The sequence below is a fragment of the Streptomyces sp. BI87 genome (assembly GCF_025957665.1).
GTDB classification, from domain to species: Bacteria; Actinomycetota; Actinomycetes; order Streptomycetales; family Streptomycetaceae; genus Streptomyces; species Streptomyces albidoflavus.
Genome location: NZ_CP110079.1, coordinates 4,601,779 through 4,626,109 on the forward strand (window position 1 = coordinate 4,601,779; position 24,331 = coordinate 4,626,109).

Sequence of the window (24,331 nt, forward strand, 5' to 3'; positions counted from 1 at the left end):
CTCAGCCCGCGTGTTCCAGGACGTCGTCGGCGACCTTCTTCTCCAGGGCGGCCCGGACCAGCGCGGCGGCGAGGACGGCCGGGCCCGCGTCCCCGGCGAGGCGGGCCAGGCGCTTCGGGTCCTGGGGGAGGCCGAGCCGTTCGGCGCCCTGGAGGGCCTTGCCGTCGAAGTGGGGCGCGTACTCGGGCCAGACCGCCTGGGCCTCGCGGAGGAAGATCCCGGCGCCCGCAGGACCCATGCCCGGCGTCTCCCGCAGGCCCTGGACGAGGGTCTGCTCGTCGCCGTCGGCCTCCTCGCGGAGCTGCCGCAGGTCCCCCCGGTGTTCGTCCAGGAGCAGTTCGGCACCGTCGCCGAGCTGGGTGGCGGTCCGCTCGTCGTAGCGCCGGTAGCCGCCCTCGCCCAGCGCGTCCACCCGCTCCTGCCAGCTCGCGTCGGCCATGGCGCGCGGGTTGCGCATCCCGTCCTGGAACAGGGCGCGGGCGGCGGCCACCGCGACGGAGGCCCGGATGCGGGCGCTGAGCAGGGAACTGAGAACGAGCAACTGGTAGAGCGGCTGCGGGGTGTCCTTGAGGGTGATCCCCGCCTCGCGCGCGTAGGTGGTGCCGTGCCGGTCGAGGAGCGTGGCGGCGACGGCGGACTGCGAAGCACTCACGTCCGGTCTCCCTTCGTACGAGGCGTACGGGTCTTCGGGGCGTGCCTGCTTCCCACTGTGGCGCGGATCGGGCGGGGACGCGCGGGGAGCGTCCTGCGGAAACGCCTGGAGCCCCGTCCTGATCTCTCAGGACGGGGCTCCAGGCCACAGGGTGAGTGACGGGACTTGAACCCGCGGCCACCTGGACCACAACCAGGTGCTCTACCAACTGAGCTACACCCACCGCGTCCGGTCGTTTCCGACCGGCCGAGAAAAAGTGTACAGGGTCCGAGGGGGTGCTCGCGCACACCTTTTCCCGGGGGCCGCGCGGGGCCCTATTCCGAGGTCAGCACGTGCTGGGCGGCGATCGCCTTCGCGGTGTCGGAGTCGGGCCCGGGCTGCGGCACGAAGATCGCCTCGCGGTAGTAGCGGAGCTCGGCGATGGACTCGCGGATGTCGGCGAGGGCGCGGTGGTTGCCGTTCTTGTCGGGGCTGTTGAAGTAGGCCCGCGGGTACCACCGGCGCGCCAGCTCCTTCACCGAGGAGACGTCCACGATGCGGTAGTGGAGGTACCCCTCCAGCGCCGCCATGTCCCGCGCGAGGAAGTTCCGGTCGGTGCCGACCGAGTTCCCGCAGAGCGGAGCCTTGCCGGGCTCCTTGACGTGCTCACGGACGTACGCGAGAACCTGCGCCTCCGCGTCGGCCAGCGTGGTGCCCTCCGCCAGCTCGGCGAGGAGCCCGGAGGCGGTGTGCATCTTGCGCACCACCTCGGGCATGGTCTCCAGCGCCTCGTCCGGCGGACGGATCACGATGTCCACGCCGTCGCCGAGCACGTTCAGTTCCGAGTCGGTGACCAGCGCGGCCACCTCGATGAGTGCGTCGTCCGCCAGCGAGAGCCCGGTCATCTCGCAGTCGATCCACACCATGCGGTCGTTCATACGGCTCAGCCTAGGCCCTGTCCGCGAAAACCCGTCCGGCCCGTACGGGTCCGGCACACACCCGGAAGTGCGTGCCGGACCCGCACGGGCCGGAGCCGCCCTCTCTCAGATGCCGCCCAGCGGACGTTCCCGCTGGCCCGGGAGTGCCGCGCGCCCCTGGAGGTAGGCGTCCGGAGCTCCCCGGCCCGGGTCCCCGTGGTGGGCGCCGACCCCCTGCGGCGTGCGGCGCAGCTGCGGCGGGAGCGGCCCGTCGAAGACCTGCACCGGCTGCGTGGGCTGCACCGGCTCGGGCCGCTGCTGCTCCTGCTGCGGACGGCGGGCGCGGTAGGCGGCCCGGTACGCGGCGGGGGAGGAGCCGAGCTGGCGGCGGAAGTGCCCGCGCAGCGCGACCGGCGACCGGAAGCCGCAACGGCCTGCGACCTCGTCCACCGAGTAGTCGGAGGTCTCCAGCAGGCGCTGGGCCTGGAGGACGCGCTGGGTGATGAGCCACTGGAGCGGGGCGCTGCCGGTCAGCGAGCGGAAGCGCCGGTCGAAGGTCCGGCGGCTCATGTACGCGCGCGCGGCCAGCGTCTCCACGTCGAACTGCTCGTGGAGGTGCTCCAGCGCCCAGGCGACGACCTCGGCCAGCGGGTCGGCGCCGATCTCCTCCGGTAAAGACCTGTCGAGGTAGCGCTCCTGCCCGCCGGCCCGGCGCGGCGGCACGACCAGGCGGCGCGCCAGGGCGCCCGCGGCCTCGCTGCCGTGATCGGTCCGGACGATGTGCAGGCAGAGGTCGATCCCGGCGGCGGTGCCCGCCGAGGTGAGCACGTCCCCGTCGTCGACGAAGAGCTCCCGCGGGTCGACGTGGACCGAGGGGTAGCGCTTGGCCAGCGTCGGCGCGTACATCCAGTGCGTGGTGGCCGGCCTGCCGTCGAGCAGCCCGGCGGCGGCCAGGACGAACGCGCCGGTGCACAGACCGACGATGCGCGCGCCCTCCTCGTGCGCCCGGCGCAGCGCGTCCAGCGCGGCGGCGGGCGGGGGTGAGGTGATGGACCGCCAGGCGGGCACCACCACCGTCCCTGCCCGGGCGAGGGCCTCCAGGCCCTGAGGTGCCGTCAGTTCCAGTCCGCCGGTGGTCCGCAGCGGTCCGTCCTCCCCGGCGCAGACCAGCAGCCGGTAGCGCGGCACGCCCGCGTCCTGGCGGTCGATGCCGAAGACGGAGAGCGGGATGGAACTCTCGAAGATGGGACCGCCGCTGAAGAGGAGAACCGCGACGATCTCCTTGCGGCGCCGCCCGGAGAGTTTGCGGCCCGCGAGGTCCGCCGTGACGGTGGAGTCGTGGCTCATGTGGCTAAGCCCCCCTCGGTGGCCGTGTCACTCCAGTCCTGTCGGATCTGTCGCTCCTGCACGTTTCCCCTCGGTCCTGCGCGTGTCCCCCGCCATAAGACAGTCATGATCGAATCTACTGTGTCCCGTGGTGCCACCGTGACCAGTTGAGCAGACGCCGGAATGTCGACAAGGCAACGTGGCGTAAAGCATTCGATCACGAAGCGTCGCACTCCAGGGCTCGACTGGGAAGTGCGTCTGCGGCGGGTGGCCGGTCCCCGTAGGGTGCGAACGCCTCGCACGGTCCTGTCCTCGCAGGTCGTGCCGGGGGTGGCGGGGGTCCACCCACCCTGGTGCAACGGTTCGTCAACTTGGCTGAAAACATACGGGCGCGTGCGTGCGAACCGGTCAGCTCTCCGGTGTACGGAAAGTGCGCCCCCTGACCGCCCCCGTGCGCCCCTCTCCCCCCTACCTGGGAACGTCTCCCGCCGCGCACCGGGCGCCCGCCGCGCCCCGCTCCGCCCGGCGCAACAGCAGCCGGCAGATCCCGGTCACCGCGGCCAGCACCGGCGCCACCCACGTCACCCCGCCCGCCGACGCCCCGTAGACCACCAAAACCACCGGGGCGAGGACGCAGCCGAAGGCGGCCCAGCGCGCCGCGGTGCTCACGGGGGCCGGTCCGGCGCCCCGCGCCGCCGTGGAGGCCGCGGGTGCGCAGGCCGCGCCGGGTGCGGTACGGGCCCCGGGGAGGCCGCGCGGGGCCCTGGCGCCCGCACAGGCGGCTCCGGGCGCCCGCGAGCCGCGTTCCGGCGCCCGTGCGGGCGTGGGGCGGGGGAGGAGGGTGGCGGGGTCCGGGCCGGAGACGTGGGGGACGGGCACGAAGGGCTCCCAGGGTGGGCGGGTACGCCGGTTCAACGCTCCGCCCGCGCCCGGGTCACTGCGGGGCGGCGCGGGCTGGGCCGACCCGGGGACCCCGTGTCCCCCGGGCGGCGGGGCCGTCCGGCCGTTGCGATCGGGGCGCCGCTCCGGCATGCTCCCTCCAGCGCACCGCCCGGCGGTGGCGTCCGGGCGGCCTCACCAGGCCGGTTCGGGACCCTCCGGGAGCTTTCGCCGGGCGGTGCGCGCCGGTCCGCGAGAACGGCGCATGGGGGAGCCCTCTTCTGGGTACGGGCGGTGCAAGGTCCGAACGCGGGAGAAGTGGCGCCGTACCCTTGGGGCGAGTGGTTGGGAAGATGCTTCCCGGACACAGCGGGCCGGTCCCACCGGCCGGTCGTCGCCCCTCCGGGCGCCGTCGGCACCGCTGCCCGACCTCCGGACCCGGGGTTCCCCCCGGAGCCGTGCTCATTCCGTCAGCCGTCCCCTTCCCACAAGTCCCCCAAGGACCTCTCCCGCCGAGACACCGATGGCCGGTCACGAATCCTTTGAATCAGCGGACCGCAAGCGGCAGGTGGCCGATCCCTCGGCCCAGCCCCTGGCGGCGGAAGAAACACGTCAGCCCTGCGATCCGGCCTTCCGGCACGGCGTCGTCGTCGGCTTCGACGGCTCGACCTCCAGCGAGCGCGCCCTCGCCTACGCGATCGGCATGGCCCGCCGCTCGGGCTCGGGCCTGATCATCGTCCACGTGGCCAACCGGCTGCCCACCACGGTGTGGGCCGGCTGCGAGCCACCCGTCTTCGTCGACGTGCCCGACCACCGCACCGAGGTGCTGGGGCTGGAGCTGGCCTGCGCCGAGTACCTGGGGGACGTCTCCTGGATTCTCGTCGAGCGCGGTGGCGACATCTGCCACGAGCTGGAGGAGGTCGGCACCGAGTACGAGGCCGACGCCATCGTGGTCGGCTCCAGCCAGGGCGTCGTGGGGCGGCTCTTCGGCTCGGTCGCCGGGCGGCTGGCCCGGCGGGCGCGCAGACCGGTGGTCGTCATCCCCTGAGCCGGGCGGGCCCAGGGGACGACGAGGGGACCGGCTACTCGACGGTGACGGACTTCGCCAGGTTGCGCGGCTTGTCGATGTCGCGGCCGAGCTTCAGCGCGGTGTGGTACGCCAGCAGCTGGAGCGGGATGCCCATGAGGATCGGGTCGAGCTCGTCCTCGTTCTTCGGCACGACGATGGTGTGGTCGGCCTTCTCCTGCTCGCGGTGGGCGACGGCGAGGATCTTGCCCTCACGGGCCTTGATCTCCTCCAGCGCGGCCCGGTTCTTCTCCAGCAGGTCGTCGTCGGGGACGATCGCCACGGTCGGCATGGCCGGCTCGATGAGGGCCAGCGGGCCGTGCTTCAGCTCGGAGGCCGGGTACGCCTCGGCGTGGATGTACGAGACCTCCTTGAGCTTCAGCGAGGCCTCGCGGGCCACCGGATAGCCCCGCACGCGGCCGATGAAGAGCATCGAGCGGGCCTCGGTGAACTCCTCGGCCAGCTTCTCGATCTCGTCCTCGCGGGAGAGGATGTCGGCGATCTGCTCGGGCAGCTTGCGCAGGCCCGCGATGATCCGCTTGCCGTCGGCCACCGACAGGTCGCGGGTGCGGCCCAGGTGCAGCGCGAGCAGGCCGAAGGCGACCACGGTGTTGGTGAAGCACTTGGTGGAGACCACGCACACCTCGGGCCCGGCGTGCACGTACAGCCCGCCGTCGGCCTCGCGGGCGATGGCCGAGCCGACCACGTTGACCACGCCGAGGACGCGGGCGCCCTTGCGCTTCAGCTCCTGCACGGCGGCGAGCACGTCGTAGGTCTCGCCGGACTGGGAGACGGCGATGTAGAGCGTGTCCGGGTCGACCACCGGGTTGCGGTAGCGGAACTCGGAGGCCGGCTCGGCGTCGGCGGGGATGCGGGCCAGCTCCTCGATGAGCTGGGCGCCGATCTGGCCGGCGTGGTACGAGGTGCCGCAGCCCAGGATCTTGATCCGGCGGACCCCGCGCGCCTCCCGGGCGTCGAGGTTGAGGCCGCCGAGGTGCACGGTGGAGAACCGGTCGTCGATCCGGCCGCGCAGCACCCGGTCGACCGCCTCGGCCTGCTCGAAGATCTCCTTGTGCATGTACGTGTCGTGGCCGCCCATGTCCCAGGACTCGGCCTCGTACTCCACCGTGGTGGGCGTGGCGGAGGTGCGCGAGCCCTCGGTGGTGTAGGTGCGGAAGTCGTCGGCCTTCAGGGTCGCCATCTCGCCGTCGTCCAGGGTCACGACCTGGCGGGTGTGGGAGACCAGGGCGGCGACGTCGGAGGCGACGAACATCTCCTTCTCGCCGATGCCGAGGACGACCGGAGAGCCGTTGCGGGCGACGACGATCCGGTCCGGGAAGTCGGCGTGCAGCACGGCGACGCCGTAGGTGCCCTCGATCTGGCCGACGGCCTCGCGGACCTTGCCCTCCAGGGTGTCGGCCTCGGAGCGGCCGATGAGGTGGGCGAGGACCTCGGTGTCGGTCTCGGAGAGGAAGACCACGCCGTCGGCGGTGAGCCGGGCGCGCAGGTCGGAGGCGTTGTCGAAGATGCCGTTGTGGACGACGGCGACCTTGGAGTCGGCGTCCAGGTGCGGGTGGGCGTTCTCGTCGTTCGGGGCGCCGTGGGTGGCCCAGCGGGTGTGCGCGATGCCGACGCTGCCCTTGAAGCGGGCCGGGACCTTGGCCTCCAGGTCGCGGACGCGGCCCTTGGCCTTGACCGACTTCAGCCCGGTCGACTTGGAGCCCGACTTGCCGTGGATGGCGATGCCGGCCGAGTCGTAACCCCGGTACTCCAAGCGCTGGAGGCCCTCCAGCAGCAGCGGCGCCACGTCGTCGCGACGGCCGATGTATCCCACGATTCCGCACATAGGTGAAACCCCTCCTGGACGTGTTCCGGCGGGCCGGTGGGCCCGCCCGGGTGCTCGGCGCTCCCGGCATGAGGGTGCCGGGCGGCCTGGTCAGCCGTAGACGATGCGCCGCAGCTGGCGCAGGGAGAGTGCCGGGGGCGCCACGGCCCTGCGCGGCAGCTCCTCGGCGATCCGCTCGAAGATCTCCGTGTTGCCCAGGCCCTGGGCCTGGAGTTCGCGGTGACGGCGGCGGACGCACTCCTCGGTCGTCTCGTCGAAGTACGCCAGGACGTCCATGACCACCCGGCCGGCCTCGCCGCGGCTCAGCGGCGTGGTGCGGACCAGGTGGTCGACCAGGTCGTCGTGGTTCGTACGGCGTTCGAGCACGGATCGATACTGGGTCGCGCGGACGGGTTTCGCAACATTCCTGCCCGATATCGGGCACGGGGGAGGGGTAAGTGGGGCGGAATGGGGGATTCCAGCGGCTTCGCGTGCTCCGGCCGCGCTCAGAGCCGGCGCAGCACCGCCTGCTTGGCGAGGCTGAACTCCTCGTCCGTGAGCACCCCGTCCCGATGCAGCTCGCCCAGCTCCCGCAGCCGGCGCAGCAGCGCGTCCGGGTCGTCGGCGGAGGCGGCCTGCGGGGCCGGGGCGGACGGCAGCGGGAGCTGGGCGGGCGCCTCGGCCCTGTCGAGTGCGCCGGGAGTGCGCTCCGGCTCGCCCCGGGCCGCCAGCGCCACCAGGACCGCCGCCGCGACCAGCACGGCCGTGTGCTCCTTCTTCGACAGGCCCCACAGGTCCAGGGCGTGCGGGTCGTGCTCGGGCGCCACGGTCTTGCCGCCGCCGGAGCGGGTGAGGAAGCGGAGGTGCCCGTTCTCCAGGCCCTGGGCGGGCACCCAGGAGACGCCGGTGAGGTCGGCGAGGGCCAGCGTGGTCGGGCCGGCGGAGGTCTTCGTCTCCTTGCCCTTCCAGTTCCAGGTCAGCCGTACCTCACGCCCGTCGAAGGCGGCCGTCCCGTCCCCGCCGCCGCCCGACACCGGCAGCGCCGGACCGGGCAGCAGGAACCGCTCGACCGGGCCCTCGGGGATCTGCTCCAGCAGCAGCGCCTGGCGTACCTCGGCCACGACGTACTCGGCCAGGTCCTCCCGGCCCGACTCGACCACCAGCCGGTACGGGTCGGCGCCCTCGGGCAGCCGTCCCTCGGCGGCCCGCACCACCGGGCAGGCCCCGTCCCGCAGCCGCAGCCGGAGCCGCCCGCCCTTGCGGTCCCGCTCGAAGGTGATCCCGGCGACCGCCGTCAGCGGCACCACCACCTCGCCGAGCACCTGCCGCACCGGATGGGCCTTGGCGCCCGGCACGATCCGTATGCGCCCGTCCTCGTAGCTCCAGCTGCCGTCCCGCTGCGTGATCTCCGCCATGCGGGGATTCTTTCAGTACGAAGGAGACGGCGGGCGCCGCCCGGGGACCGTACCCGGGTGGCGCCCGCCGTGGCGTGGGGCGGGACTCAGCGGCCCGCGAGGGGGTTGACCAGGTCGCCGACGAGCTGGAGGGCGCCCGAGGGGTCGGCCAGGTCGACCATCTGCTGGTTGTTGCGCAGCTGGAGCCGGTTGAGGCAGGAGAGTGCGAAGGTGGGCGCGAACATGTCGTACTGGGCGAACCTGTCGGCCAGCTGCGGCATGGACTCCTGGTACGCGCGGACGCTCTCCGCCGCCGTGCGCCAGAAGGTGTCCTCGTCGAGCACGCCCTCGCCGGCCAGGGTGGCGTTGAGGAAGCGCAGGTAGCAGTCGAAGACGTCGGTGAAGATCGAGAGGATCTTCATCTCCTCCGGCACCTCGGCCTTGATGCGCTCGACCGCGGGCGGCAGCACCGCGTCCGGGTCCATGACGCAGATCTCCTCGGCGATGTCCTTGAAGATCACCCGGTCGACCGCGCCGTCCTCGATGACGAGGATGACGTTCTCGCCGTGCGGCATGTACACCAGGTCGTACTGGTAGAAGGAGTGCAGCACCGGCACGAGGTACGCGTCCAGGTAGCGGCGCAGCCACACCTCGGGGGCCAGCCCCGACTCGGCGATCAGCGCGCCCGCCAGGGAGGCGCCGTCGGCGTCGGTGTGGAGCAGCGAGGCCATGGTGGCCAGCCGCTGCCCCTCGCCGAGCTGCGGCACCGGGCTCTCGCGCCAGAGCGCGGCCAGCATCTTGCGGTACGGCGAGTACCGGTCGGTGGCCCGCTCGTACTGGCGGTGGTGGTAGCCGATGGCGGCGCGCTCTCGGATGATCGAGAAGCGCGCGGCCCGGAAGACCTCGTCACCGGCGATGAGCTGGGCCAGCCAGTCGTTGATCGCCGGGGTGGCCTCCATGTAGGCGGCCGACAGGCCCCGCATGAAGCCCATGTTCAGCACCGACATGGCGGTCTTCACGTAGTGCTTGTCGGGGTGGCTGGTGTTGAAGAAGGTCCGGATCGACTGCTGCGCGAGGTACGCGTCGTCGCCCTCGCCGAGCAGGACCAGGCGCTGCTGGGCGACCTCGGCGGCGAAGGAGACGGAGAGCTTGTTCCACCACTGCCAGGGGTGGACCGGCAGCAGGTGGTAGTCGGCCAGGTCGAGCCCCTGATCGGCCAGGGTGGCGGCGAACCGGGCCAGCGTCGCCGGGTCCAGCTCGCCCTTGACCAGCGTGTCGTAGTCGAGCCCGGCGCCGCTGGTGAAGGTGGAACGGTCGCGGCGGGCGGCCAGCCAGAGCAGCCGGATGGGGGAGGCGGTCTCGGGGGCGTACTGGTGGTACTCGCGGACGTCGAAGCCGATCCGCCCGTTGTTGGCTACGAAGCAGGGGTGGCCCTCGGTCATCCCCGTCTCGATGGCCTGGAAGCCGGCGCGGGCCAGTTCGGCGGCGCTCGGGCGGGCCTGGGCCAGTTTCCAGGCGGCGCCGGAGAGGGTGGAGGAGATCTCCTCCAGGTAGACCGGGAGGATGGCGTCGCCGATGCCCAGCGAGGTCCGCGTGTCGAGGATGAAGTCGAGGGCGTCCAGCGGGAGTTCGGTGCCGCCCTCGCCGTGCCGGGTGATCGAGTCGGCGGCGATGTCCCAGTGGTCCAGGCTCAGCAGTTTCGCCGCGAAGCGGTACTCGGTCACGCCGTCGTCGGTCACCACGCGGTGGGCGGTGCGGCCCTCGGCGTCCGGCTCGGCGCCGGGCAGCGGCTCGGGCGTCAGCAGCCGCTCGTGGGAGAACTCGGCGAGGCCCTTGCGGACCAGGTGGCGCCCGGCGGCGGCCCACAGCTCCGGGGTGAGGTGCGCGGTGGGCGCGGCGAGCTGGTCGGTGGGGCTGGTGTCACTCATCGGGGAGCCTGCTCCTTCGTGTCGTCCCCCGCCGGTACGGCCGCCGCTTTTTTCGCCGCCTCGAAGGCGTCCCGGGTGCAGACGCTCAGGTACGCCTCCTTCTCGGGCTTGGCGATCTTCCGGGCGATTTCGAAGCCGACGGCCTCGTTGAGCGCGTGGACGGCCGCGTTGCGCACGTCGGGCTCGACCACGACGCGGACGGTGTCCGGGTCGGCGAAGAGGTACTCCATGACCGCGAAGATCACCGCGCGGGTGAAGCCGTGCAGCGGTGTGTCGGTCGGCGCGCAGAGGAAGTGCATGCCGACGTCGCCGGGCTCGGGGTCGTAGAGGCCGACCAGCTCCACGTGGGCGGGGTCGTACCGCTCCATGAGGAAGGCCGGGGAGTCCTCGTACAGCCCGATGAAGGCGTCGTGGTGCGGGTGGTCCGCGATCGAGGCGTACTCGCGGCGGACCTCGTCGACGCTGAGCCCCTGCATCAGCCAGAAGGCCGATTTCGGGTGGGTGACCCAGCCGTGGACCAGGCCGGCGTCGGCGTCCAGGTCGAGGGGGCGTATCGCGAGCCGGTCGGGGCGGACTTTCGCGGTGCGGGGGGTGGTCATACGGAGAACTCCTGGAAGGCGATCGACTTCTCCACCGCGTAGGGGGCGGTGCCCAGCAGCTCGCGCAGGATGACGGAGTTGCGGTAGGCGCCCATGCCCAGGTCGGGGGAGGTGAGGGCGTGGGTGTGGACGCCGGCGTTCTGCACGAAGATGCCGCGCCCGGTGGTGTCGATGCTGTAGTTGCGGGCGATGTCGAACCGGCCGCGCCCGTCCCAGCGGATGCGGTCGCGGACCGGCTCCAGGAAGCCGGGGACGCGGTACTGGTAGCCGGTGGCCAGCACCAGGCCCTCGCTGCTCAGCTCGAAGTCCTTGCCCTGCTCCTCCTGGCGGAGCCCGAGCGTGTACGTGCCCTCGGACTCGTCCCAAGCAGCGGTCTTGAGCGCGGTGTTGGTGAGCAGCCGGGTGGGGACGGGGCCGCGCACGTTCTTCTCGTAGAGCAGGTCGAAGATGGCGTTGATGAGTTCGCCGTCGATGCCCTTGAAGAGGTTCTTCTGCTTCTGCTCCAGGCCGTACCGGGTGTCCTCGGGCAGCGCGTGGAAGTAGTCGATGTACTCCGGGGAGGTCATCTCCAGCGTGAGCTTGGTGTACTCCAGCGGGAAGAACCGGGGCGAGCGGGTGACCCAGTTCAGCTGGTAGCCGTGGACGTCGATCTCGGCGAGGAGGTCGTGGTAGATCTCCGCCGCGCTCTGGCCGCTGCCGACCAGGGTGATCGACTTCTTGGCCTGGAGGGCCGCTTTGTGCTCCAGGTAGCGGGAGTTGTGCAGCACGTCGCCGCCGAGGTTCTGGCAGGGCTCGGGGATGTGCGGCGGGGTGCCGGTGCCGAGCGCCAGGTGGCGGGCGCGGTAGGTGTCGCCCTGTTCGGTGGTGACGGTGTAGAGCGCGTTCTCCTCGTCGTACGTCACCTCGGTGACGGTGGTCGAGAAGCGGACCGAGCTGAGGCGGGCGGCGGCCCAGCGGCAGTAGTCGTTGTACTCCGTGCGCAGCGGGTAGAAGTTCTCCCGGATGTAGAAGGAGTACAGCCGCCCGGACTCCTTCAGGTAGTTGAGGAAGGAGTACGGCGAGGTCGGGTCGGCCAGGGTGACCAGGTCGGACATGAACGGCGTCTGGAGGTGGGCGCCGTCCAGGAACATGCCGGAGTGCCAGTCGAAGTCCGGCTTCGTCTCCAGGAAGAGCGCGTCGATCTCGTCCAGCGGCTCGGCGAGGCAGGCCAGCCCGAGGTTGAACGGCCCGAGGCCGATGCCGAGCAGGTCGAGCGGCTCGGCGGAGCCGGAGGCGGTGCGGGACGATCGCTCAAGAGGCGTGGACAAGGGACTCTCCCAGGTACTGCTCGGCGTGGCCGGCTATGAGGTCGAGGACGGCGGCGATGTCGGACGCCTTCGTCTCGGGGTTGAGAAGGGTGAACTTGAGGTAGTGCCGCCCGTCCACCTTGGTGCCCGCCACGACGGCGTCACCGGAGGCGAACAGGGCCTTGCGGGCGTACAGGTTGGCGCGGTCGATCTGCGCCGGGTCGGCGGGCTGCCCGGGCAGGTAGCGGAAGACCAGGGTGGAGAGCGAGGGCTCGACGACCACGTCGAAGCGCGGGTCGGCGACGAGCAGCTTCCAGCCCTCGCCGGCGAGGTCGCAGACCTCGTCGAAGAGCTGGCCGACGCCGTCGGCGCCCATCACGCGCAGCGTCATCCACAGTTTCAGGGCGTCGAACCGGCGGGTGGTCTGGAGCGACTTGTCCACCTGGTTGGGGATGCGCTCCTCGGCGGCCCGGCGCGGGTTGAGGTAGTCCGCGTGGTACGTGGCGTGCCGTAGCGTGGCACCGTCGCGGACCAGCAGCGCGGAGGAACTCACGGGCTGGAAGAAGGACTTGTGGTAGTCGACGGTGACCGAGTCGGCGTGCTCGATGCCGGTGAGCAGCGCGCGCCGGGTGGGCGAGACGAGCAGACCGCAGCCGTAGGCGGCGTCGACGTGCATCCAGGTGTTGTGCCGGGCGCACAGCTCGGCGATCTCGGGCAGCGGGTCGATGGAGCCGAAGTCGGTGGTGCCGGCGGTGCCGACGACCGCCATCGGGACCAGGCCCTCGGCCTCGCAGCGGCGCAGCTCGGCGGCGAGCACCTCGATCCGCATGCGGCGCTCGCGGTCGGTGGGGATGGTCACCACCGCGTCCGGGCCGAGGCCGAGCAGCGTCGCCGACTTGCGGACGCTGAAGTGGCTGACGTCGGAGGTGAAGACGCGCAGCTGGGTGGGGTGCGCGGCCTTGGCCTCCTCGCGGGCGAGCAGCATCGCCTGGAGGTTGGACTGCGAGCCGCCGCTGGTGAAGACGCCGTCGGCGCACTCGCCGAGTCCGATCCGGCCCGCCGTCCAGTCGACGAGGCGCCGCTCGATGAGGGTGCCGCCCGCCGACTGGTCCCAGGTGTCCAGGGAGGAGTTGACCGCCGAGAGGACCGCTTCGCCGAGCACCGCCGGGATGACGACCGGGCAGTTGAGGTGGGCCAGGTAGCGCGGGTGGTGGAAGTAGACGGCGTCACGGAGGTACACGTCGGTCAGCTCGTCCAGCGCCGCGGCGGTGTCGCCGAGCGGGCGGTCGAGGTCGACGGAGTCGACCACGGGGGCGAGCGCGGCCGGGGTGACGCCGGTGAACGGGCTGGTGGCACCTGTCAGCGATGCGGCCACGCGCTCGACACCTTCGGTGACGGAGCGGCGGTACGCCTCCACGTTCAGGTCGTTCAGCAGGTGAGACCTGGGCGCGAGGAGACTCATGAGCGGTCCTCCCGGTGAGGGGACTAGTGATGCTCCTGGGGGTGAGCACCACAGGGGGCGATGGACTTAGGTGAGCCTAACCTAATGTCGACCTGAGGAAGTCCACAGGGGGCGATTCACGTCAACTGTGGCCGGATGCGCAGCGTTTGGCCGTGAAGCGTCCGCCGGGGGGGCCGGGTTCGCGGCCGACGTGTCCTCCTTCGCGCCTCTTGTTCGAGTGGTCGGGGTTTGCGGTGGGCGTGTGGGGAACGTGTGCGTATCTGACACCCTGTCAGCCGGGCGGACCGCAAAGAGCCCCGCCCACCCCTCTCCGGGGTGCGCGGGGCCGGGTTCCTCAGGCCGTACGCCGTTTGCCGGTCGTCAGCGACTCCGCGCGCAGCTGCTCCTCGCTCGCGCCCTCACGCCAGTACCCGACGAAGGTCACCGCCCGCCGGTCGAAGCCGCGCTCGCCCACCAGGTGGCGGCGGAGCGTCCGCATCCGGCCCGCCTCCCCGGCGATCCACGCGTACGGCTCGCCCGCGGGCAGCTCCGCCGCCCGGACCGCCTCGGCGGCCGAGGGGGCGCCCTCGTCCGCGACCAGCCAGGTGATCTCGGCGTCCGCCGCGGTGGCCAGCTCGCGCCGGTCCTCGGCGTGCGGCACCTCGATCCACAGCCGCACCGGGAAACCGGCCGGCAGCCACTCCAGGATCGCCTCGGTGGCCGGCAGCGAGGTCACATCCGCCCACATCAGCGCCCACGCGGCCGACTCCGGCGGCCGGAACCGCACCGACACGTTCTCCGTCACCGCCGGGCCCAGCGCCACGATCCGGTCCCCGGGCAGCGCCCGCGCCGCCCACCGGCAGGCCGGGCCGCTGTCGCCGTGCAGCGCGAAGTCGACGTCGAACTCGGTCGTCCCGTCGTCGGCCCGCCGCTGCGCCCGCACGGTGTACGAGCGCATCACCGCCCGCTCCTCCTCGGGCATCGCCCGGTATGCCGCCCACCAGTTCTCGCCCGCCTCGACCGGCACCCGCGGCACGCGCTGCCCCGGGTGCGGCAGGAAGAGCGAGCAACTCTGGTCCCGGCCGCCCGACTCGAAGAGCGCCAGCTCCTCGCCGCCGAAGGTGAGCCGCACCAGCGAGGGCGACAGGCGTCGACTGCCGCGCACCTCCGCGTCGAAGAAGCGGAACGGCGTACGGGCGGGAGCGGTGGGCGTGGTGGTCATGAGACGGGCCTTCCCTCGGCGTCGAAATGGCGCTGAGGTAAGCCTAACCTCACCATGGCGGCGTGGGGAGAGGCAGGGGGCGCCCTCGTGCCGGCGGCTCAGCGCGGCAGCCCCGCCTCCGCGATGGCCAGTACCTCGGTGATGGCCTCGCCCGGGGAGCCGGCGCCCGGGGCGGTGTTCCAGGCCCACTCCTCGACGGCCACGCGCAGGGCGGTGTTGAGCAGGGCGGCCTGGACGCGGGGTGCGAGGGCGTCCGGGGAGAGGCCGGTGCGGGCGGCGAAGACGCGGGCGAGGGCCGGTTCGGCCGCGTGGTGGACCTGGAGCCAGACCGCGCGCAGCCCCGGCTCGGTGCGGACCAGGCGGACCAGGTCGCGCAGCGCCTGCTCGTCCTCGGCGAGGGCGGTTGCCGAACGGCCGGGCGGGTGCGCGCTGATGCCGTCGGTCAGGGTGCGCTCGCGCGGCCAGGAGGTCAGTCGTTCGGCGGCCGCGTCCAGGGCGGTGGTCAGCAGCGGGCCGACGCACTCCTCCTTGGAGGAGCAGTACCGCCACAGGGTGCGCGGGGAGATCCCGGCCGCCGCCGCGATCTCGTCGGCCGTGGTGGCCGCGACGCCCTGGGCCGCGAAGAGCCGGACCGCCTCGCGGGCGATCTCCAGCCGCGTGGCCGCCTTGCGCCGCTCGGTCAGCGGCGGCCGGCCGACCCGCCGCCCGTCCTTCTCCTCCGCCACACCCTCACCTCGTCCCGCGTCCCGGCCGTCACCTGCGGTGATCCTACGTCCACGGCCTGATCGTACGCCTTTGTGGCGCACTCTGCCTTTATGGCGCACGCCGCCATAAAGGAGGTACCGTCGCTCGTGCACACCCCCTGAACCCAGGAGCACGCCATGAGCAGCACCACCGGCCTCGCGGGCCGCGCCGTCGTCGTCACCGGAGCCGGGTCCGGCATAGGCAGGGCGGCGGCCCTGCGCTTCGCCGCCGAGGGCGCCAAGGTCCTCCTCGCCGACCTGAACGGCGAGGCCGCCGAGGCCGTCGCCCGGGAGATCACCGAGGCGGGCGGCACCGCCGTCACCGTCGCCGGCGACCTCAGCGACCAGGCCGTCGTCGACCAGGTCGTCGCCACCTCCGTCGAGCGGTTCGGCTCCCTCGACGTCCTCGTCAACAACGCCGGGATCATGGACCGCATGTCGGCCGCCGGGGAGACCGACGACGCCGAGTGGGAGCGGGTCGTCCGGGTCAACCTCACCGCCCCGTTCCTGCTGACCCGCGCCGCACTGCCGCACCTGCTCGCCACCGGCAAGGGCGCCATCGTCTTCACCGCCTCCGAGGCGTCCCTGCGCGGCAGCGCCGCCGGTGCCGCGTACACCGCCTCCAAGCACGGCGTCGCCGGGCTCACCAAGTCCGTCGCCGTCATGTACCGCGAGAAGGGTCTGCGCGCCAACGCCGTCGCGCCCGGCGGCACCGCCACCAATATCCAGGTCGACGCCGACCGCGAGGCCCACGGCCCCGCCGTCCTCGGCTCCTACATGCGCAACGTCGGCAGCCCCGCCCAGGCCGAGGAGCAGGCCGCGGCCATCGTCTTCCTCGCCTCCGACGCCGCCAGCAACATCAACGGGGTGATCCTCCCGGTCGACGGCGGGTGGGCCGCCGTCTGAGCCTCCGGCCCGCCGTACGGTCGTCGTGGTGAAGGGCGCGGCCCCCGCTCCGGGGCCGCGCCGCAGCGACCGCGCGAGGAGCCGCCGTGAACCAGGACGAGGAACAGATCCGCCGCCTCATCGAGGAGTGGGCGTCCGCCGTCCACCGCGGCGACCTCGCCACCGTCGTCCGCGACCACGCCGACGACCTCGTGATGTACGACGTGCCGCCCCCGTACGAGGGGCTGCGCGGCCTCGACGCCTACCGCGCCGTCTGGCCCGGCTTCTTCGCCTGGCAGGCCTCAGGCGCCGAGTTCACCCTCGACACCCTCGACGTCACGGCCGGCCAGGACGTCGCGTACGCCCACGCCCTCCTGCGCTGCGGCACCCCCGGGGAACTGGCCGAACACCCCGCGCTGCGCCTGCGGTTGACGCTGGGGCTGCGCAAGGAGGACGGCCGGTGGGTGGTCGCCCACGAGCATCACTCGTTCCCGGACCTCTCCTCGCCGCCCGAGCCGTCCTCGTCGGCAGGCCGAGCCTCGTAGCACGGCGAGGTAGCGGCGGACCGGAGCTGGGTCCAGGCAGCGCCGGCTCCCGCGGCGCCCCGCCCGCCACCGCGTCGGCCGTCAGCGCGTGGGCGCACGTGCGGCGGTGATCGGTGCGCGGGACGGAGCCGTACCAGGACATGTCCCTCGTCGACCGATGGACGCACGACCTGGCCGAGGTCGCCGGGTCGCCGGCGCCTGGCCCTCGTCGGCCCCTGTCCGGTCGCGAACGACGACGGGACGTACGGGGTCGGCACGGGCATGCTCACCCCGGACCTCGGCCTGTTCGCGACCGGGGGGTGACGGTCCGGGGCCGGCCCGGAGCGGCTCAGGCGGACCCGCCGGGCTCCTCGGGCGCCGGCGGCGCCGTCAGTCCGGCCAGGACGAAGGCGGTCACCGTCGCCGTGGCCGGGAAGGAGGCGTTCTCCGCGGGGCCCTTGGCCGTCGGGCGCCCGTAGGTCTCCATCACCAGGGTGAACGCGAGGGCGCACCGCTCGCTGACCTCCCTCGGGGACAGCTCCGGCAGGGCCCGGCCGACGCGTACCTCGAAGGGGGCCGGGGTGAAGGCGGTCGGGACGTGGGGGAGCTGGCCCGAGGGGAGGGCCGTCCGGGCGAGGAGGTGGCACAGGACCCGGCCGTCGCGTGTCGCGACCAGGTCGGCGAAGGGCTCGACCAGCCCCTCCACCAGGCGCCGGACCTCCTGGACCCCGGTCGCGCGGCCCTCGGAGGAGGCGGCCCAGCGGGAGTTCCAGACGGGTCCCAGCTCCTGTTCCAGCAGGGCCGACACCAGGCCCTCACGGGAGCCGAAGTGATAGTGGACCGCGCCCGGGTTGAGCCCGGCGGCGGCGTTGACGGCGCGCAGGGAGACCTGGTCGGCCCCCTTCTCCAGGAAAAGCTGCTTGGCCGCCGCCAGGAGGCGCTGCCGGGTCGAGGCGTCCGCTGTCACGCCGCACATTCCATCACAGCCGGGAGCACGCGGGACTCCCGTTCAATCAGTGATTGGATTATGTTGGGAAAGCGGAGGCCGGGTCGCGCGACACGGCCCTCCGCGCCGAACAGCAGCAAGGCAAGGAGCACGGTCATGGGTACGTACGCGGTCACCGGAAGCGCCTCGGGCATGGGGGCCGCCAGCGCGGCCCGGCTGCGGGAGGCCGGACACCAGGTCGTCGGCGTCGACCTGCGGGACGCCGACGTCACCGCCGACCTCGGCACCGCCGGCGGACGCCGTCACGCCGCCGACGAGATCCTGCGGCTCTGCGACGGGGCCCTGGACGGCGTCGCCGCCGTGGCAGGCGTCGGCCCGAACCTCCCCGACGCGGCCGCCGTCGCCTCGATCAACTACTTCGGCCCCGTCGCCCTCCTCGACGCCCTGCGCCCCGCCCTGGAGCGAAACGGCGGCGGCCGCGCCGTCGTCATCGGCTCCAACTCGGCCACCACCGTGCCGATGATCGACGACCACCTCGTCGGCCTGCTCCTCGCCGGCGACGAGGAGGCCGCCCGTGCCCACGCGGCCGGCGCGCAGCGTTCCCTCCCCGCCGAACTGGCCGCCACCAGCCCCAGCATCAGCGCCTACGCCACCTCGAAGTTCGCCCTCGCCCGCTGGGTCAGGCGGACCGCCGTCACCCCCGAGTGGGCCCGGCGCGGCATCACCCTCAACACCATCGCCCCCGGCGCCGTCGTCACCCCGCTGATGACCGGCTCCACCATGTCCGAGGACGACCTCGACCCGGATGCCTTCCCCACCCCGATGCCGCGCGGGATCTTCGGCCGCCCCGCCGACATCGCTTTCTGGGTCGCCCAGTTCCTCAGCCCTGAGGCCGGGTTCACCACCGGGGCGACCCTCACCGTCGACGGCGGCACGGACGCCGCCCTGCGCCCCGACGCCCAGCCCACGGCCATGCCCCGCTGACCCGAACCGCACCCGGGCCCACTGCCCGCCGCACCGCAGGCAGGACAGCACCATGCAGCCGCGCACCACCCCCTCCGGCCCTCTTCGAACCCGCCCGCCTCGGCCCTCTCACCCTGCGCAACCGCTTCATCAAGGCGGCCACGTTCGAGGGGATGACCCCGGGGGCGCTGGTCAGCGACGAGCTGATCGACTTCCACCGCCGCCACGCCGCCGGCGGTGTCGCCCTCACCACCGTCGCCCACTGCGCCGTCGCCCCCGACGGCCGGACCGAGCGCGACCAGATCTGGATGCGACCCGAGGCCCTGCCCGGCCTGCGCCGCCTCACCGACGCCGTACACGCCGAGGGCGCGGCCGCCTCCGCCCAGATCGGCCACGCCGGTCCGGTCGCCGACGGACGCTCCAACGGTCTGCCCGCCGTCTCCTCCTCGCCGAACTTCAACCCGCGGAGCCTCGGCGTCATCCGCCAGGCGAGCCGCCAGGACATCGCCCGCATCACCCGCGGCCACGCCGAGGCCGCCCGGCTCGCCGTCGACGCGGGCTTCGACGCCGTCGAGATCCACCTCGGCCACAACTACTTCGCCAGCTCCTTCCTCAGCCCGAAGCTCAACAAGCGCAAGGACGAGTACGGCGGCTCGCTCGCCCACCGTGCCCGGGTGGCCCGGGACGCCGCCCGCGCCGTCCGGGAGGCCGTCGGCGACCGGATCGCGATCCTCGCCAAGCTCAACCTGGACGACGGCGTCCCCGGCGGCCTCTGGCTCGACGAGAGCCTCCAGGTGGCCCAGTGGCTCCAGGCGGACGGCAGCGTCGACGCCCTCGAACTCACCGCCGGCAGCTCGTCCGCGCCCTCCTCCGCGAACCCGACCTGATCCGCCGCATGCGGGACGACGCCACCACCCGCTCCCTGTGCATCCACTGCAACAAGGGCATGCCGACCATCTTCAGCGGCACCCACTGCCCCCTCGCCACCCCGGCGGCCTCCTGACCCGGCCGCCCCGCCGGGCCCCGGTGGCGAGGACGTTCGTACGCTGTCCGCTGTCCGTCCTCGCCACCGCACCGCACAGGAGGCCCCATGGACCAGCGAGGCCAGGCCACCCCCGCCGTGGACCGTACGGTCACCTACCAGGAGGACCCGCCCCGCACCTGGACCCGGATCTGCCTCGCCGCCTACGCCCTCTGGGCCGTCTACCAGGCGTTCCAGCTCCTCCCGGACGAGCTCACCGCCTGGCTGGTGGTCTGCGCCATGTCCCTGCTCCTTCTCCTCTGCCTCCTCGCGGTCCCCCTCTCCAAACGCCTCTACCACCGCATCCGCCTCGCCGACGGCGAACTCCGCGTCGGCCGCGAACGCCTGGCCGTCGCCTCCCTCACCCCCGTCTCCCTCACCGCCGCCGCCGGCGAACCAGACCGCGCCGGCCTGCGCGAGTACCGCGCCTCCCTCACCCCCGACCAGCTCAAGGAAGCCCGTCGCCGCACCAACGCCCTCACCCGGCCGCGGCTGGTGGGCGGGGCGTGGGCGGTCCCGGTCGGCATGGAGGAGCTGGTGGTGGAGACGGTGGAGGGCGCGTCCCTGGTCATCGCCACGCGGGACCGGGCGGGGTTGCTGGGGGCGTTGACGCGGGCGCGGGGGGTCTGAGGGTGTCGGTGACGGGTCGTAGCCTGGTCGACACGGCTCGCGGTAGGGGTGACGGGGACATGGTGGTCTACGAGGAGAAACTGCCCAGGCGCTGGACGATCGGCACCCTGGTGGTGCTGACCGCCTGGGTCGTCTGGCAGGGCACCAAGCTCCTCCCCGAGAACAGCACGGTGTGGTTCGTGATCCTCGGCTCCTCAGCCCTCTTCGCCGTCGTCTTCAACGGCGTCCCTCTCTCCAAACGCCGCTACCACCGCATCCGCCTGCGGGACGGCCACCTCACCGTGGGCCGGGAGACGATCCCGGTCGCCTCCCTCACCCCGGAGTCGATACGAGAGGCACGCGAACAGCCCTCCGCGTCCGAACTGATGGCCTTCCTGAAGTCCAGCACGCCGGAGGAGCTGGCGGAAATGCGCCGCAGGAGCCGGGAGACTGGCCCGCCGAGGCTCGTGGGCGGGGCGTGGGCGGTGCCCCTGGGCATGGAGGAGTTCGTGGTGGAGACCGAGGAGGGGGAGGCGCTGCTGATCGCGACGCACGACCGGGAAAGGCTGCTGGAGGCGCTCAACCGGGCGCGGCAGGAGAGCTGAACTGCCCACCCGGTCACCATCGGCCTCGCGGTCGGCACCGGCGTCGCCCACGCGGGCACCCTCGCCTGGGACAACTGGGGCGACTGGGACGACATCAGCAAAGGTGCCGAGAAGGCGAAGGACTGGGTCGGTGACAGAGCTGAGAAGACAGGAAGGGCCCTGGCCTATGGTGCCTCGAAACTGGGGAGTGCCCTCAACCCGTCCGACTGATACGGGACGGCCCGCTTCCGCGTCGGCCGGTGCGATGGGAAGGGACGTATGGAACAGCGAACGTTCACGCTCGGCTACTGGGAGGACCGGTCGGGCCACCGCCTGGACTGGAAGTTCGGGTACCGGGGCGAAGCGTCGTCCTTCGGGCGCATCGAGGTGGTCTATCCGGCCCGCAGGCACGGCGATCACCACGTGACCGAGGTGACCGGGGACCGCGTCCCCACCACCACCTTCGACGGGTGGGCGTACGTGCGTACCCCCTCCCTGTTGTTCGCCTCCCTGACCCTCGGGGGAGCAGGGGTCCGGCTGCGGCGGAACCGGTGGGCGCAGACCAGGGCGGGCCGCGCCGTCAAGATGCAAGTCGAGGGCAGGAGCTACCGGTACCAAGCCACCAGCGGGGGCACGAAGAACCACGCCCTGATCCGCGACGGGGTGGAGATCCGTACCCAGCACCACGGACGCGGCAAGGCCAAGAAGGTCACGTTCACCATTACCGGAGCAGTCACACCGACGGATGTGGCCCTGGCGGCGGTGATGTGCGGCGTCGACACCCGCAACCTCACCCGGAACGGCGCGATCCGCTCCGTCTTCTCCCGCTCTCTCACCTGGCTCGACTGAGGAGCGGACCGATTCCGCGCCCCGCCCGTCCGACCGAAAGTGACACACCCTGCCCTCCTACGACAGCACCCGAGGCCGTTTCCGCCTCCCGCAGCGGCGCGGGGCTCACCCGGAAGTCTGAGGTGTCCACCCTCGCCAAGCTCGTCGCGGGGATGCGGTCCAGCTGGCGGATGACGGCCGCCTGGCAGGGCCACGACGAGGGCAAGCTGGCCATGCAGGTGCGCGGTTTCGCCGTCTGGGACTGCGGCCCGCTCGGCTACTGGCACCGCGAACTGCCCGGCGAGCCGATCCTGCCCGGCCAGGTGGACGACACGACCCCGCTGAAACTGGTCCGGGTCGACCCGAAGCAGGTGTGGCAGCTGATCACCGACCTGCTCCCGGTCGAGGAGGAGTTCGCGGCGGAGCCTGTCGTCGCCTGAGGACAGCACGGCCTCGTCCGTGAGGACCGGGTGCGCCGCATCCGTCCGGAAGAGGAACTGAGGCGCGTCTGAAGTCGCGTACGGCAAAGAGGACAGAGGAGGCCCGGGCTGCCGCCCGGTGAGGATCGCCGGCGGGCAGCAGCCTGGGCCGTCCCGGTCGGCACGGAGGACCTGGTGGCGGAGGGCGCGTCCCTGGTCGACGCCACCGGGCCGGTCCGGGGTGCCGAGGCGTTGACGCGGGCGCGGGGGGCCTGACCCTTCGCCCCGGGGCAACGTGCGGCGGTGAGCCGGCCGGCGGACCTCCTGAGGACGGGCGCGGGTGAGGCGGACGCTCGGCCGTAGCGACGGCAAGTGGCGGCTTCAGCACGGGGGTTGGGCCGCGAGAACTGGTGATGCGGCTGTGTGTCCGCGTGGGCGAGGAGGTTCAATGGGGGCGCGAGGTGCCGTGGGCACCGGAGGAGGGGCGGTAGGGGCATGGGGTCGCGGGAGAGCAGATACACCCTGAAACGCTGGAAGCAGACGGGCCCCCGGTGGCACCGGAAGCACGGCTACCGGGGTTCGCTGGGTGAGTTCCGGCACGTCGAGACGGAGACTCCGGCCCGGCTTGTCGGACCCCACTTCGTCACGGAGCTCCGCGGGAAGTCCGTCCCCCTGGTGACCTTCAGCGGGTGGCCCTTGGGGGTAAGCCCTCTCTGGCCTCCGGGCAGCTCATGGTGGCCGGGGAGAGCGTCCCGCTGCGGCGCGACCGGTGGGCGTTCAGCAGGCAGGGCCGTGCCCTGCGCTTCGAGGTGGCTGGTCGCGCGTACCGCTACTACGCGACCAGCCGCCGGCACCGGCACCGCGCGCTGGCACGGGAGGGCGTGGAGATAGTGACCCACCGGCCGCGCCGGGGCGAGGGGAAGAGCGCGACCGTGAGCGTGCGGGGGCCCGCCGACGCCACGGACGTGGCGCTGGCGGTCCTGCTGTGCGGGGTCAACACCCGCAACCTCACCCCGGGCGGTGCCGTGCGGACCTTCTTCTACCGGGTCTTCCCCTTCCTGTAGAGGCAGCGGGCTCACCCCCGCCCCCCACCCACCCCCAACTCCCGCGCGATCAGCATCCGCTGGACCTCGCTCGTGCCCTCGCCGATCTCCAGGATCTTGGAGTCGCGCCACATACGGGCGACCGGGTACTCGTTCATGAAGCCGTAGCCGCCGTGGATCTGGGTGGCGTCGCGGGCGTTGTCGACGGCGACGGTGGAGGAGTAGAGCTTGGCGGCGGCGGCCTGCTTCTTGAAGGGTTCGCCGGCGACCAGGCGGCTGGCGGCGTCGCGCCAGGCGAGGCGGGCCGTGTAGGCGCGGGTGTCCATGTCGGCGATCTTGAACTGGATGGCCTGGTTGGCGCCGATGGGCTTGCCGAAGGCGTGGCGTTCGGCGGCGTACTTGACCGACTCGTCGACGCAGCCCTGGGCGAGGCCGGTGCCGAGGGCGGCGATGGCGATGCGGCCCTCGTCGAGGATGCGGAGGAACTGGGCGTAGCCGCGGCCCTCTTCGCCGAGGAGGTTGGCGGCGGGGACGCGGACCTCGTCGAAGGAGAGTTCGCGGGTGTCGGAGGCGTTCCAGCCGACCTTGGAGTACGGGGCGGCCACGGTGAAGCCGGGGGTGCCCGAGGGGACGATGATCGCGGAGATCAGCGGGGAGCCGTCGGGCTTGCGGCCGGTGACGGCGGTGACGGTGACCAGGCCGGTGATGTCGGTGCCGGAGTTGGTGATGAAGCACTTGCCGCCGTTGATGACCCACTCGTTCGTCGCCTCGTCCAGGCGGGCGGTGGTGCGGGTGCCCCCGGCGTCGGAGCCCGCGCCGGGCTCGGTGAGGCCGAAGGCGCCGAGGATCTCGCCGGAGCACAGGCGCGGCAGCCATGCGCGCTTCTGCTCCTCGGTGCCGAAGAGGTGGATCGGCATGGCGCCCAGCGAGACGCCCGCCTCCAGGGTGATGGCGACGGAGGAGTCGACGCGGGCCAGTTCCTCCAGGGCGATGCCGAGGGCGAGGTAGTCGCCGCCCATGCCGCCGTACTCCTCGGGGAAGGGCAGGCCGAACAGGCCCATGCGGCCCATCTCGCGGACGATCTCGTAGGGGAACTCGTGGCGCTCGTAGAGGTCGCCGATCTTGGGGGCGATGACATCGTGGGCGAACGCCTCGACGGTACGGCGGAGTTCCTCGTGTTCGGCGGAGAGCCGGTGGTCCAGGGACATCGGGTACGACTCCTAGTGAGCTGCGGCGACGGGGTACGGCGGCT

At 72.6% G+C, this 24,331-nt stretch carries 24 protein-coding genes, 1 tRNA gene and 1 pseudogene; 10 read left to right on the forward strand and 16 right to left on the reverse strand.

Translation table 11 applies throughout. The features are described from left to right. Window position 1: 1 nt before the first annotated feature. The 5 genes from OIM89_RS20595 to OIM89_RS20615 form a co-directional block, all read right to left on the reverse strand. Window positions 2–652: a hypothetical protein gene (locus OIM89_RS20595; protein ID WP_030697234.1), complete on the reverse strand. Its 651-nt coding sequence runs from the start codon at window positions 650–652 to the stop codon at window positions 2–4. Between the two features lie 150 nt (window positions 653–802). Continuing rightward, a tRNA-His gene (locus tag OIM89_RS20600) sits at window positions 803–875 on the reverse strand. A gap of 91 nt (window positions 876–966) precedes the next feature. Then, the gene (gene orn, locus OIM89_RS20605; protein WP_030697235.1) at window positions 967–1,569 is read right to left on the reverse strand and encodes an oligoribonuclease; all 603 of its coding nucleotides are present in this window, start codon (window positions 1,567–1,569) and stop codon (window positions 967–969) included. Window positions 1,570–1,674: 105 nt separating this feature from the next. After that, window positions 1,675–2,895: a helix-turn-helix domain-containing protein gene (locus OIM89_RS20610; protein WP_030697236.1), complete on the reverse strand. Its 1,221-nt coding sequence runs from the start codon at window positions 2,893–2,895 to the stop codon at window positions 1,675–1,677. A gap of 447 nt (window positions 2,896–3,342) precedes the next feature. Continuing rightward, on the reverse strand, window positions 3,343–3,753 hold the full coding sequence (locus OIM89_RS20615; protein ID WP_264491510.1) for a hypothetical protein: 411 nt from the start codon (window positions 3,751–3,753) through the stop codon (window positions 3,343–3,345). A 523-nt stretch (window positions 3,754–4,276) separates the two neighbouring features. On the opposite strand from OIM89_RS20615, the gene OIM89_RS20620 reads away from it, so the two are divergent. Beyond that, complete coding sequence (locus tag OIM89_RS20620) at window positions 4,277–4,801, forward strand: universal stress protein (protein ID WP_030697238.1); 525 nt, start codon at window positions 4,277–4,279, stop codon at window positions 4,799–4,801. 34 nt (window positions 4,802–4,835) lie between these two features. On the opposite strand, the gene glmS is transcribed toward OIM89_RS20620, so the two are convergent. The 9 genes from glmS to OIM89_RS20665 all read right to left on the reverse strand — a co-directional run bounded on the left by glmS (window position 4,836) and on the right by OIM89_RS20665 (window position 15,239). Next, window positions 4,836–6,665 (reverse strand): glutamine--fructose-6-phosphate transaminase (isomerizing), encoded by a 1,830-nt coding sequence (glmS, locus tag OIM89_RS20625; RefSeq protein ID WP_030697239.1) that lies wholly within the window; start codon window positions 6,663–6,665, stop codon window positions 4,836–4,838. 90 nt (window positions 6,666–6,755) lie between these two features. Further along, window positions 6,756–7,031, reverse strand: a complete 276-nt coding sequence (locus OIM89_RS20630) for a hypothetical protein (protein ID WP_003948191.1) — start codon at window positions 7,029–7,031, stop codon at window positions 6,756–6,758. A gap of 119 nt (window positions 7,032–7,150) precedes the next feature. Then, on the reverse strand, window positions 7,151–8,059 hold the full coding sequence (locus tag OIM89_RS20635; protein WP_030697240.1) for a DUF4429 domain-containing protein: 909 nt from the start codon (window positions 8,057–8,059) through the stop codon (window positions 7,151–7,153). 86 nt (window positions 8,060–8,145) lie between these two features. After that, window positions 8,146–9,966 (reverse strand): IucA/IucC family protein, encoded by a 1,821-nt coding sequence (locus OIM89_RS20640; protein ID WP_030697241.1) that lies wholly within the window; start codon window positions 9,964–9,966, stop codon window positions 8,146–8,148. After that, entirely contained in the window at window positions 9,963–10,565 is a 603-nt protein-coding gene (locus OIM89_RS20645; protein WP_264491511.1) for a GNAT family N-acetyltransferase, read from the reverse strand. The genes OIM89_RS20640 and OIM89_RS20645 overlap by 4 nt, the downstream gene beginning before the upstream one ends. Beyond that, window positions 10,562–11,872 (reverse strand): lysine N(6)-hydroxylase/L-ornithine N(5)-oxygenase family protein, encoded by a 1,311-nt coding sequence (locus OIM89_RS20650; RefSeq protein ID WP_247860890.1) that lies wholly within the window; start codon window positions 11,870–11,872, stop codon window positions 10,562–10,564. Before OIM89_RS20650 ends, OIM89_RS20645 begins: the two co-directional genes overlap by 4 nt. After that, window positions 11,856–13,313: a pyridoxal phosphate-dependent decarboxylase family protein gene (locus OIM89_RS20655; protein ID WP_030697244.1), complete on the reverse strand. Its 1,458-nt coding sequence runs from the start codon at window positions 13,311–13,313 to the stop codon at window positions 11,856–11,858. Before OIM89_RS20655 ends, OIM89_RS20650 begins: the two co-directional genes overlap by 17 nt. A 334-nt stretch (window positions 13,314–13,647) precedes the next feature. Next, on the reverse strand, window positions 13,648–14,514 hold the full coding sequence (locus OIM89_RS20660) for a siderophore-interacting protein (protein WP_047465072.1): 867 nt from the start codon (window positions 14,512–14,514) through the stop codon (window positions 13,648–13,650). A 98-nt stretch (window positions 14,515–14,612) separates the two neighbouring features. Continuing rightward, the gene (locus OIM89_RS20665) at window positions 14,613–15,239 is read right to left on the reverse strand and encodes a TetR/AcrR family transcriptional regulator (RefSeq protein WP_264491512.1); all 627 of its coding nucleotides are present in this window, start codon (window positions 15,237–15,239) and stop codon (window positions 14,613–14,615) included. A 156-nt stretch (window positions 15,240–15,395) separates the two neighbouring features. On the opposite strand from OIM89_RS20665, the gene OIM89_RS20670 reads away from it, so the two are divergent. Continuing rightward, window positions 15,396–16,163, forward strand: coding sequence for an SDR family NAD(P)-dependent oxidoreductase (locus tag OIM89_RS20670; RefSeq protein WP_030697247.1), 768 nt, complete (start codon window positions 15,396–15,398; stop codon window positions 16,161–16,163). A gap of 86 nt (window positions 16,164–16,249) precedes the next feature. After that, the gene (locus tag OIM89_RS20675) at window positions 16,250–16,687 is read left to right on the forward strand and encodes a YybH family protein (RefSeq protein WP_030697248.1); all 438 of its coding nucleotides are present in this window, start codon (window positions 16,250–16,252) and stop codon (window positions 16,685–16,687) included. A 328-nt stretch (window positions 16,688–17,015) separates the two neighbouring features. Here OIM89_RS20675 and OIM89_RS20680 read toward each other — a convergent pair whose 3' ends face one another. Continuing rightward, on the reverse strand, window positions 17,016–17,633 hold the full coding sequence (locus OIM89_RS20680) for a TetR/AcrR family transcriptional regulator (RefSeq protein ID WP_226965246.1): 618 nt from the start codon (window positions 17,631–17,633) through the stop codon (window positions 17,016–17,018). Between the two features lie 135 nt (window positions 17,634–17,768). Between OIM89_RS20680 and OIM89_RS20685 the strand changes: the two genes are divergently transcribed. From OIM89_RS20685 to OIM89_RS20715, 7 genes and pseudogenes are all read left to right on the forward strand, one after another. After that, entirely contained in the window at window positions 17,769–18,596 is an 828-nt protein-coding gene (locus OIM89_RS20685) for an SDR family oxidoreductase (protein WP_030697250.1), read from the forward strand. After that, window positions 18,593–19,578, forward strand: a pseudogene (locus tag OIM89_RS20690) (NADH:flavin oxidoreductase). The gene OIM89_RS20685 and the pseudogene OIM89_RS20690 overlap by 4 nt, the downstream one beginning before the upstream one ends. Window positions 19,579–19,665: 87 nt before the next feature. Beyond that, window positions 19,666–20,226, forward strand: a complete 561-nt coding sequence (locus OIM89_RS20695) for a hypothetical protein (RefSeq protein WP_030697251.1) — start codon at window positions 19,666–19,668, stop codon at window positions 20,224–20,226. Between the two features lie 59 nt (window positions 20,227–20,285). After that, complete coding sequence (locus OIM89_RS20700; RefSeq protein ID WP_047465083.1) at window positions 20,286–20,810, forward strand: hypothetical protein; 525 nt, start codon at window positions 20,286–20,288, stop codon at window positions 20,808–20,810. Between the two features lie 258 nt (window positions 20,811–21,068). Then, complete coding sequence (locus OIM89_RS20705) at window positions 21,069–21,638, forward strand: hypothetical protein (RefSeq protein ID WP_047465087.1); 570 nt, start codon at window positions 21,069–21,071, stop codon at window positions 21,636–21,638. Window positions 21,639–21,760: 122 nt separating this feature from the next. Beyond that, window positions 21,761–22,057 carry a hypothetical protein gene (locus tag OIM89_RS20710; protein WP_264491513.1) on the forward strand — a complete coding sequence of 99 codons (297 nt, stop codon included), beginning with the start codon at window positions 21,761–21,763 and terminating at the stop codon, window positions 22,055–22,057. A 668-nt stretch (window positions 22,058–22,725) separates the two neighbouring features. Beyond that, on the forward strand, window positions 22,726–23,100 hold the full coding sequence (locus tag OIM89_RS20715; RefSeq protein ID WP_226965244.1) for a hypothetical protein: 375 nt from the start codon (window positions 22,726–22,728) through the stop codon (window positions 23,098–23,100). An 11-nt stretch (window positions 23,101–23,111) separates the two neighbouring features. Here the strand turns inward: OIM89_RS20715 and OIM89_RS20720 are convergent, their stop codons facing one another. Further along, window positions 23,112–24,287 (reverse strand): acyl-CoA dehydrogenase family protein, encoded by a 1,176-nt coding sequence (locus OIM89_RS20720; RefSeq protein ID WP_030697255.1) that lies wholly within the window; start codon window positions 24,285–24,287, stop codon window positions 23,112–23,114. Between the last annotated feature and the right edge of the window lie 44 nt (window positions 24,288–24,331).

Excerpts from the sequence above, each read along its gene's own strand:
- OIM89_RS20695 (WP_030697251.1), top strand. The coding sequence starts at position 19,666 with ATGGACCAGCGAGGCCAGGCCACCCCCGCCGTGGACCGTACGGTCACC.
- OIM89_RS20655 (WP_030697244.1), bottom strand. The coding sequence starts at position 13,313 with ATGAGTCTCCTCGCGCCCAGGTCTCACCTGCTGAACGACCTGAACGTG.
- OIM89_RS20645 (WP_264491511.1), bottom strand. The coding sequence starts at position 10,565 with ATGACCACCCCCCGCACCGCGAAAGTCCGCCCCGACCGGCTCGCGATA.
- OIM89_RS20700 (WP_047465083.1), top strand. The coding sequence starts at position 20,286 with ATGGTGGTCTACGAGGAGAAACTGCCCAGGCGCTGGACGATCGGCACC.
- OIM89_RS20685 (WP_030697250.1), top strand. The coding sequence starts at position 17,769 with ATGGGTACGTACGCGGTCACCGGAAGCGCCTCGGGCATGGGGGCCGCC.
- OIM89_RS20640 (WP_030697241.1), bottom strand. The coding sequence starts at position 9,966 with ATGAGTGACACCAGCCCCACCGACCAGCTCGCCGCGCCCACCGCGCAC.
- OIM89_RS20670 (WP_030697247.1), top strand. The coding sequence starts at position 15,396 with ATGAGCAGCACCACCGGCCTCGCGGGCCGCGCCGTCGTCGTCACCGGA.
- OIM89_RS20610 (WP_030697236.1), bottom strand. The coding sequence starts at position 2,895 with ATGAGCCACGACTCCACCGTCACGGCGGACCTCGCGGGCCGCAAACTC.
- OIM89_RS20620 (WP_030697238.1), top strand. The coding sequence starts at position 4,277 with ATGGCCGGTCACGAATCCTTTGAATCAGCGGACCGCAAGCGGCAGGTG.
- orn (WP_030697235.1), bottom strand. The coding sequence starts at position 1,569 with ATGAACGACCGCATGGTGTGGATCGACTGCGAGATGACCGGGCTCTCG.
- OIM89_RS20660 (WP_047465072.1), bottom strand. The coding sequence starts at position 14,514 with ATGACCACCACGCCCACCGCTCCCGCCCGTACGCCGTTCCGCTTCTTC.
- OIM89_RS20705 (WP_047465087.1), top strand. The coding sequence starts at position 21,069 with ATGGAACAGCGAACGTTCACGCTCGGCTACTGGGAGGACCGGTCGGGC.
- OIM89_RS20720 (WP_030697255.1), bottom strand. The coding sequence starts at position 24,287 with ATGTCCCTGGACCACCGGCTCTCCGCCGAACACGAGGAACTCCGCCGT.
- glmS (WP_030697239.1), bottom strand. The coding sequence starts at position 6,665 with ATGTGCGGAATCGTGGGATACATCGGCCGTCGCGACGACGTGGCGCCG.
- OIM89_RS20635 (WP_030697240.1), bottom strand. The coding sequence starts at position 8,059 with ATGGCGGAGATCACGCAGCGGGACGGCAGCTGGAGCTACGAGGACGGG.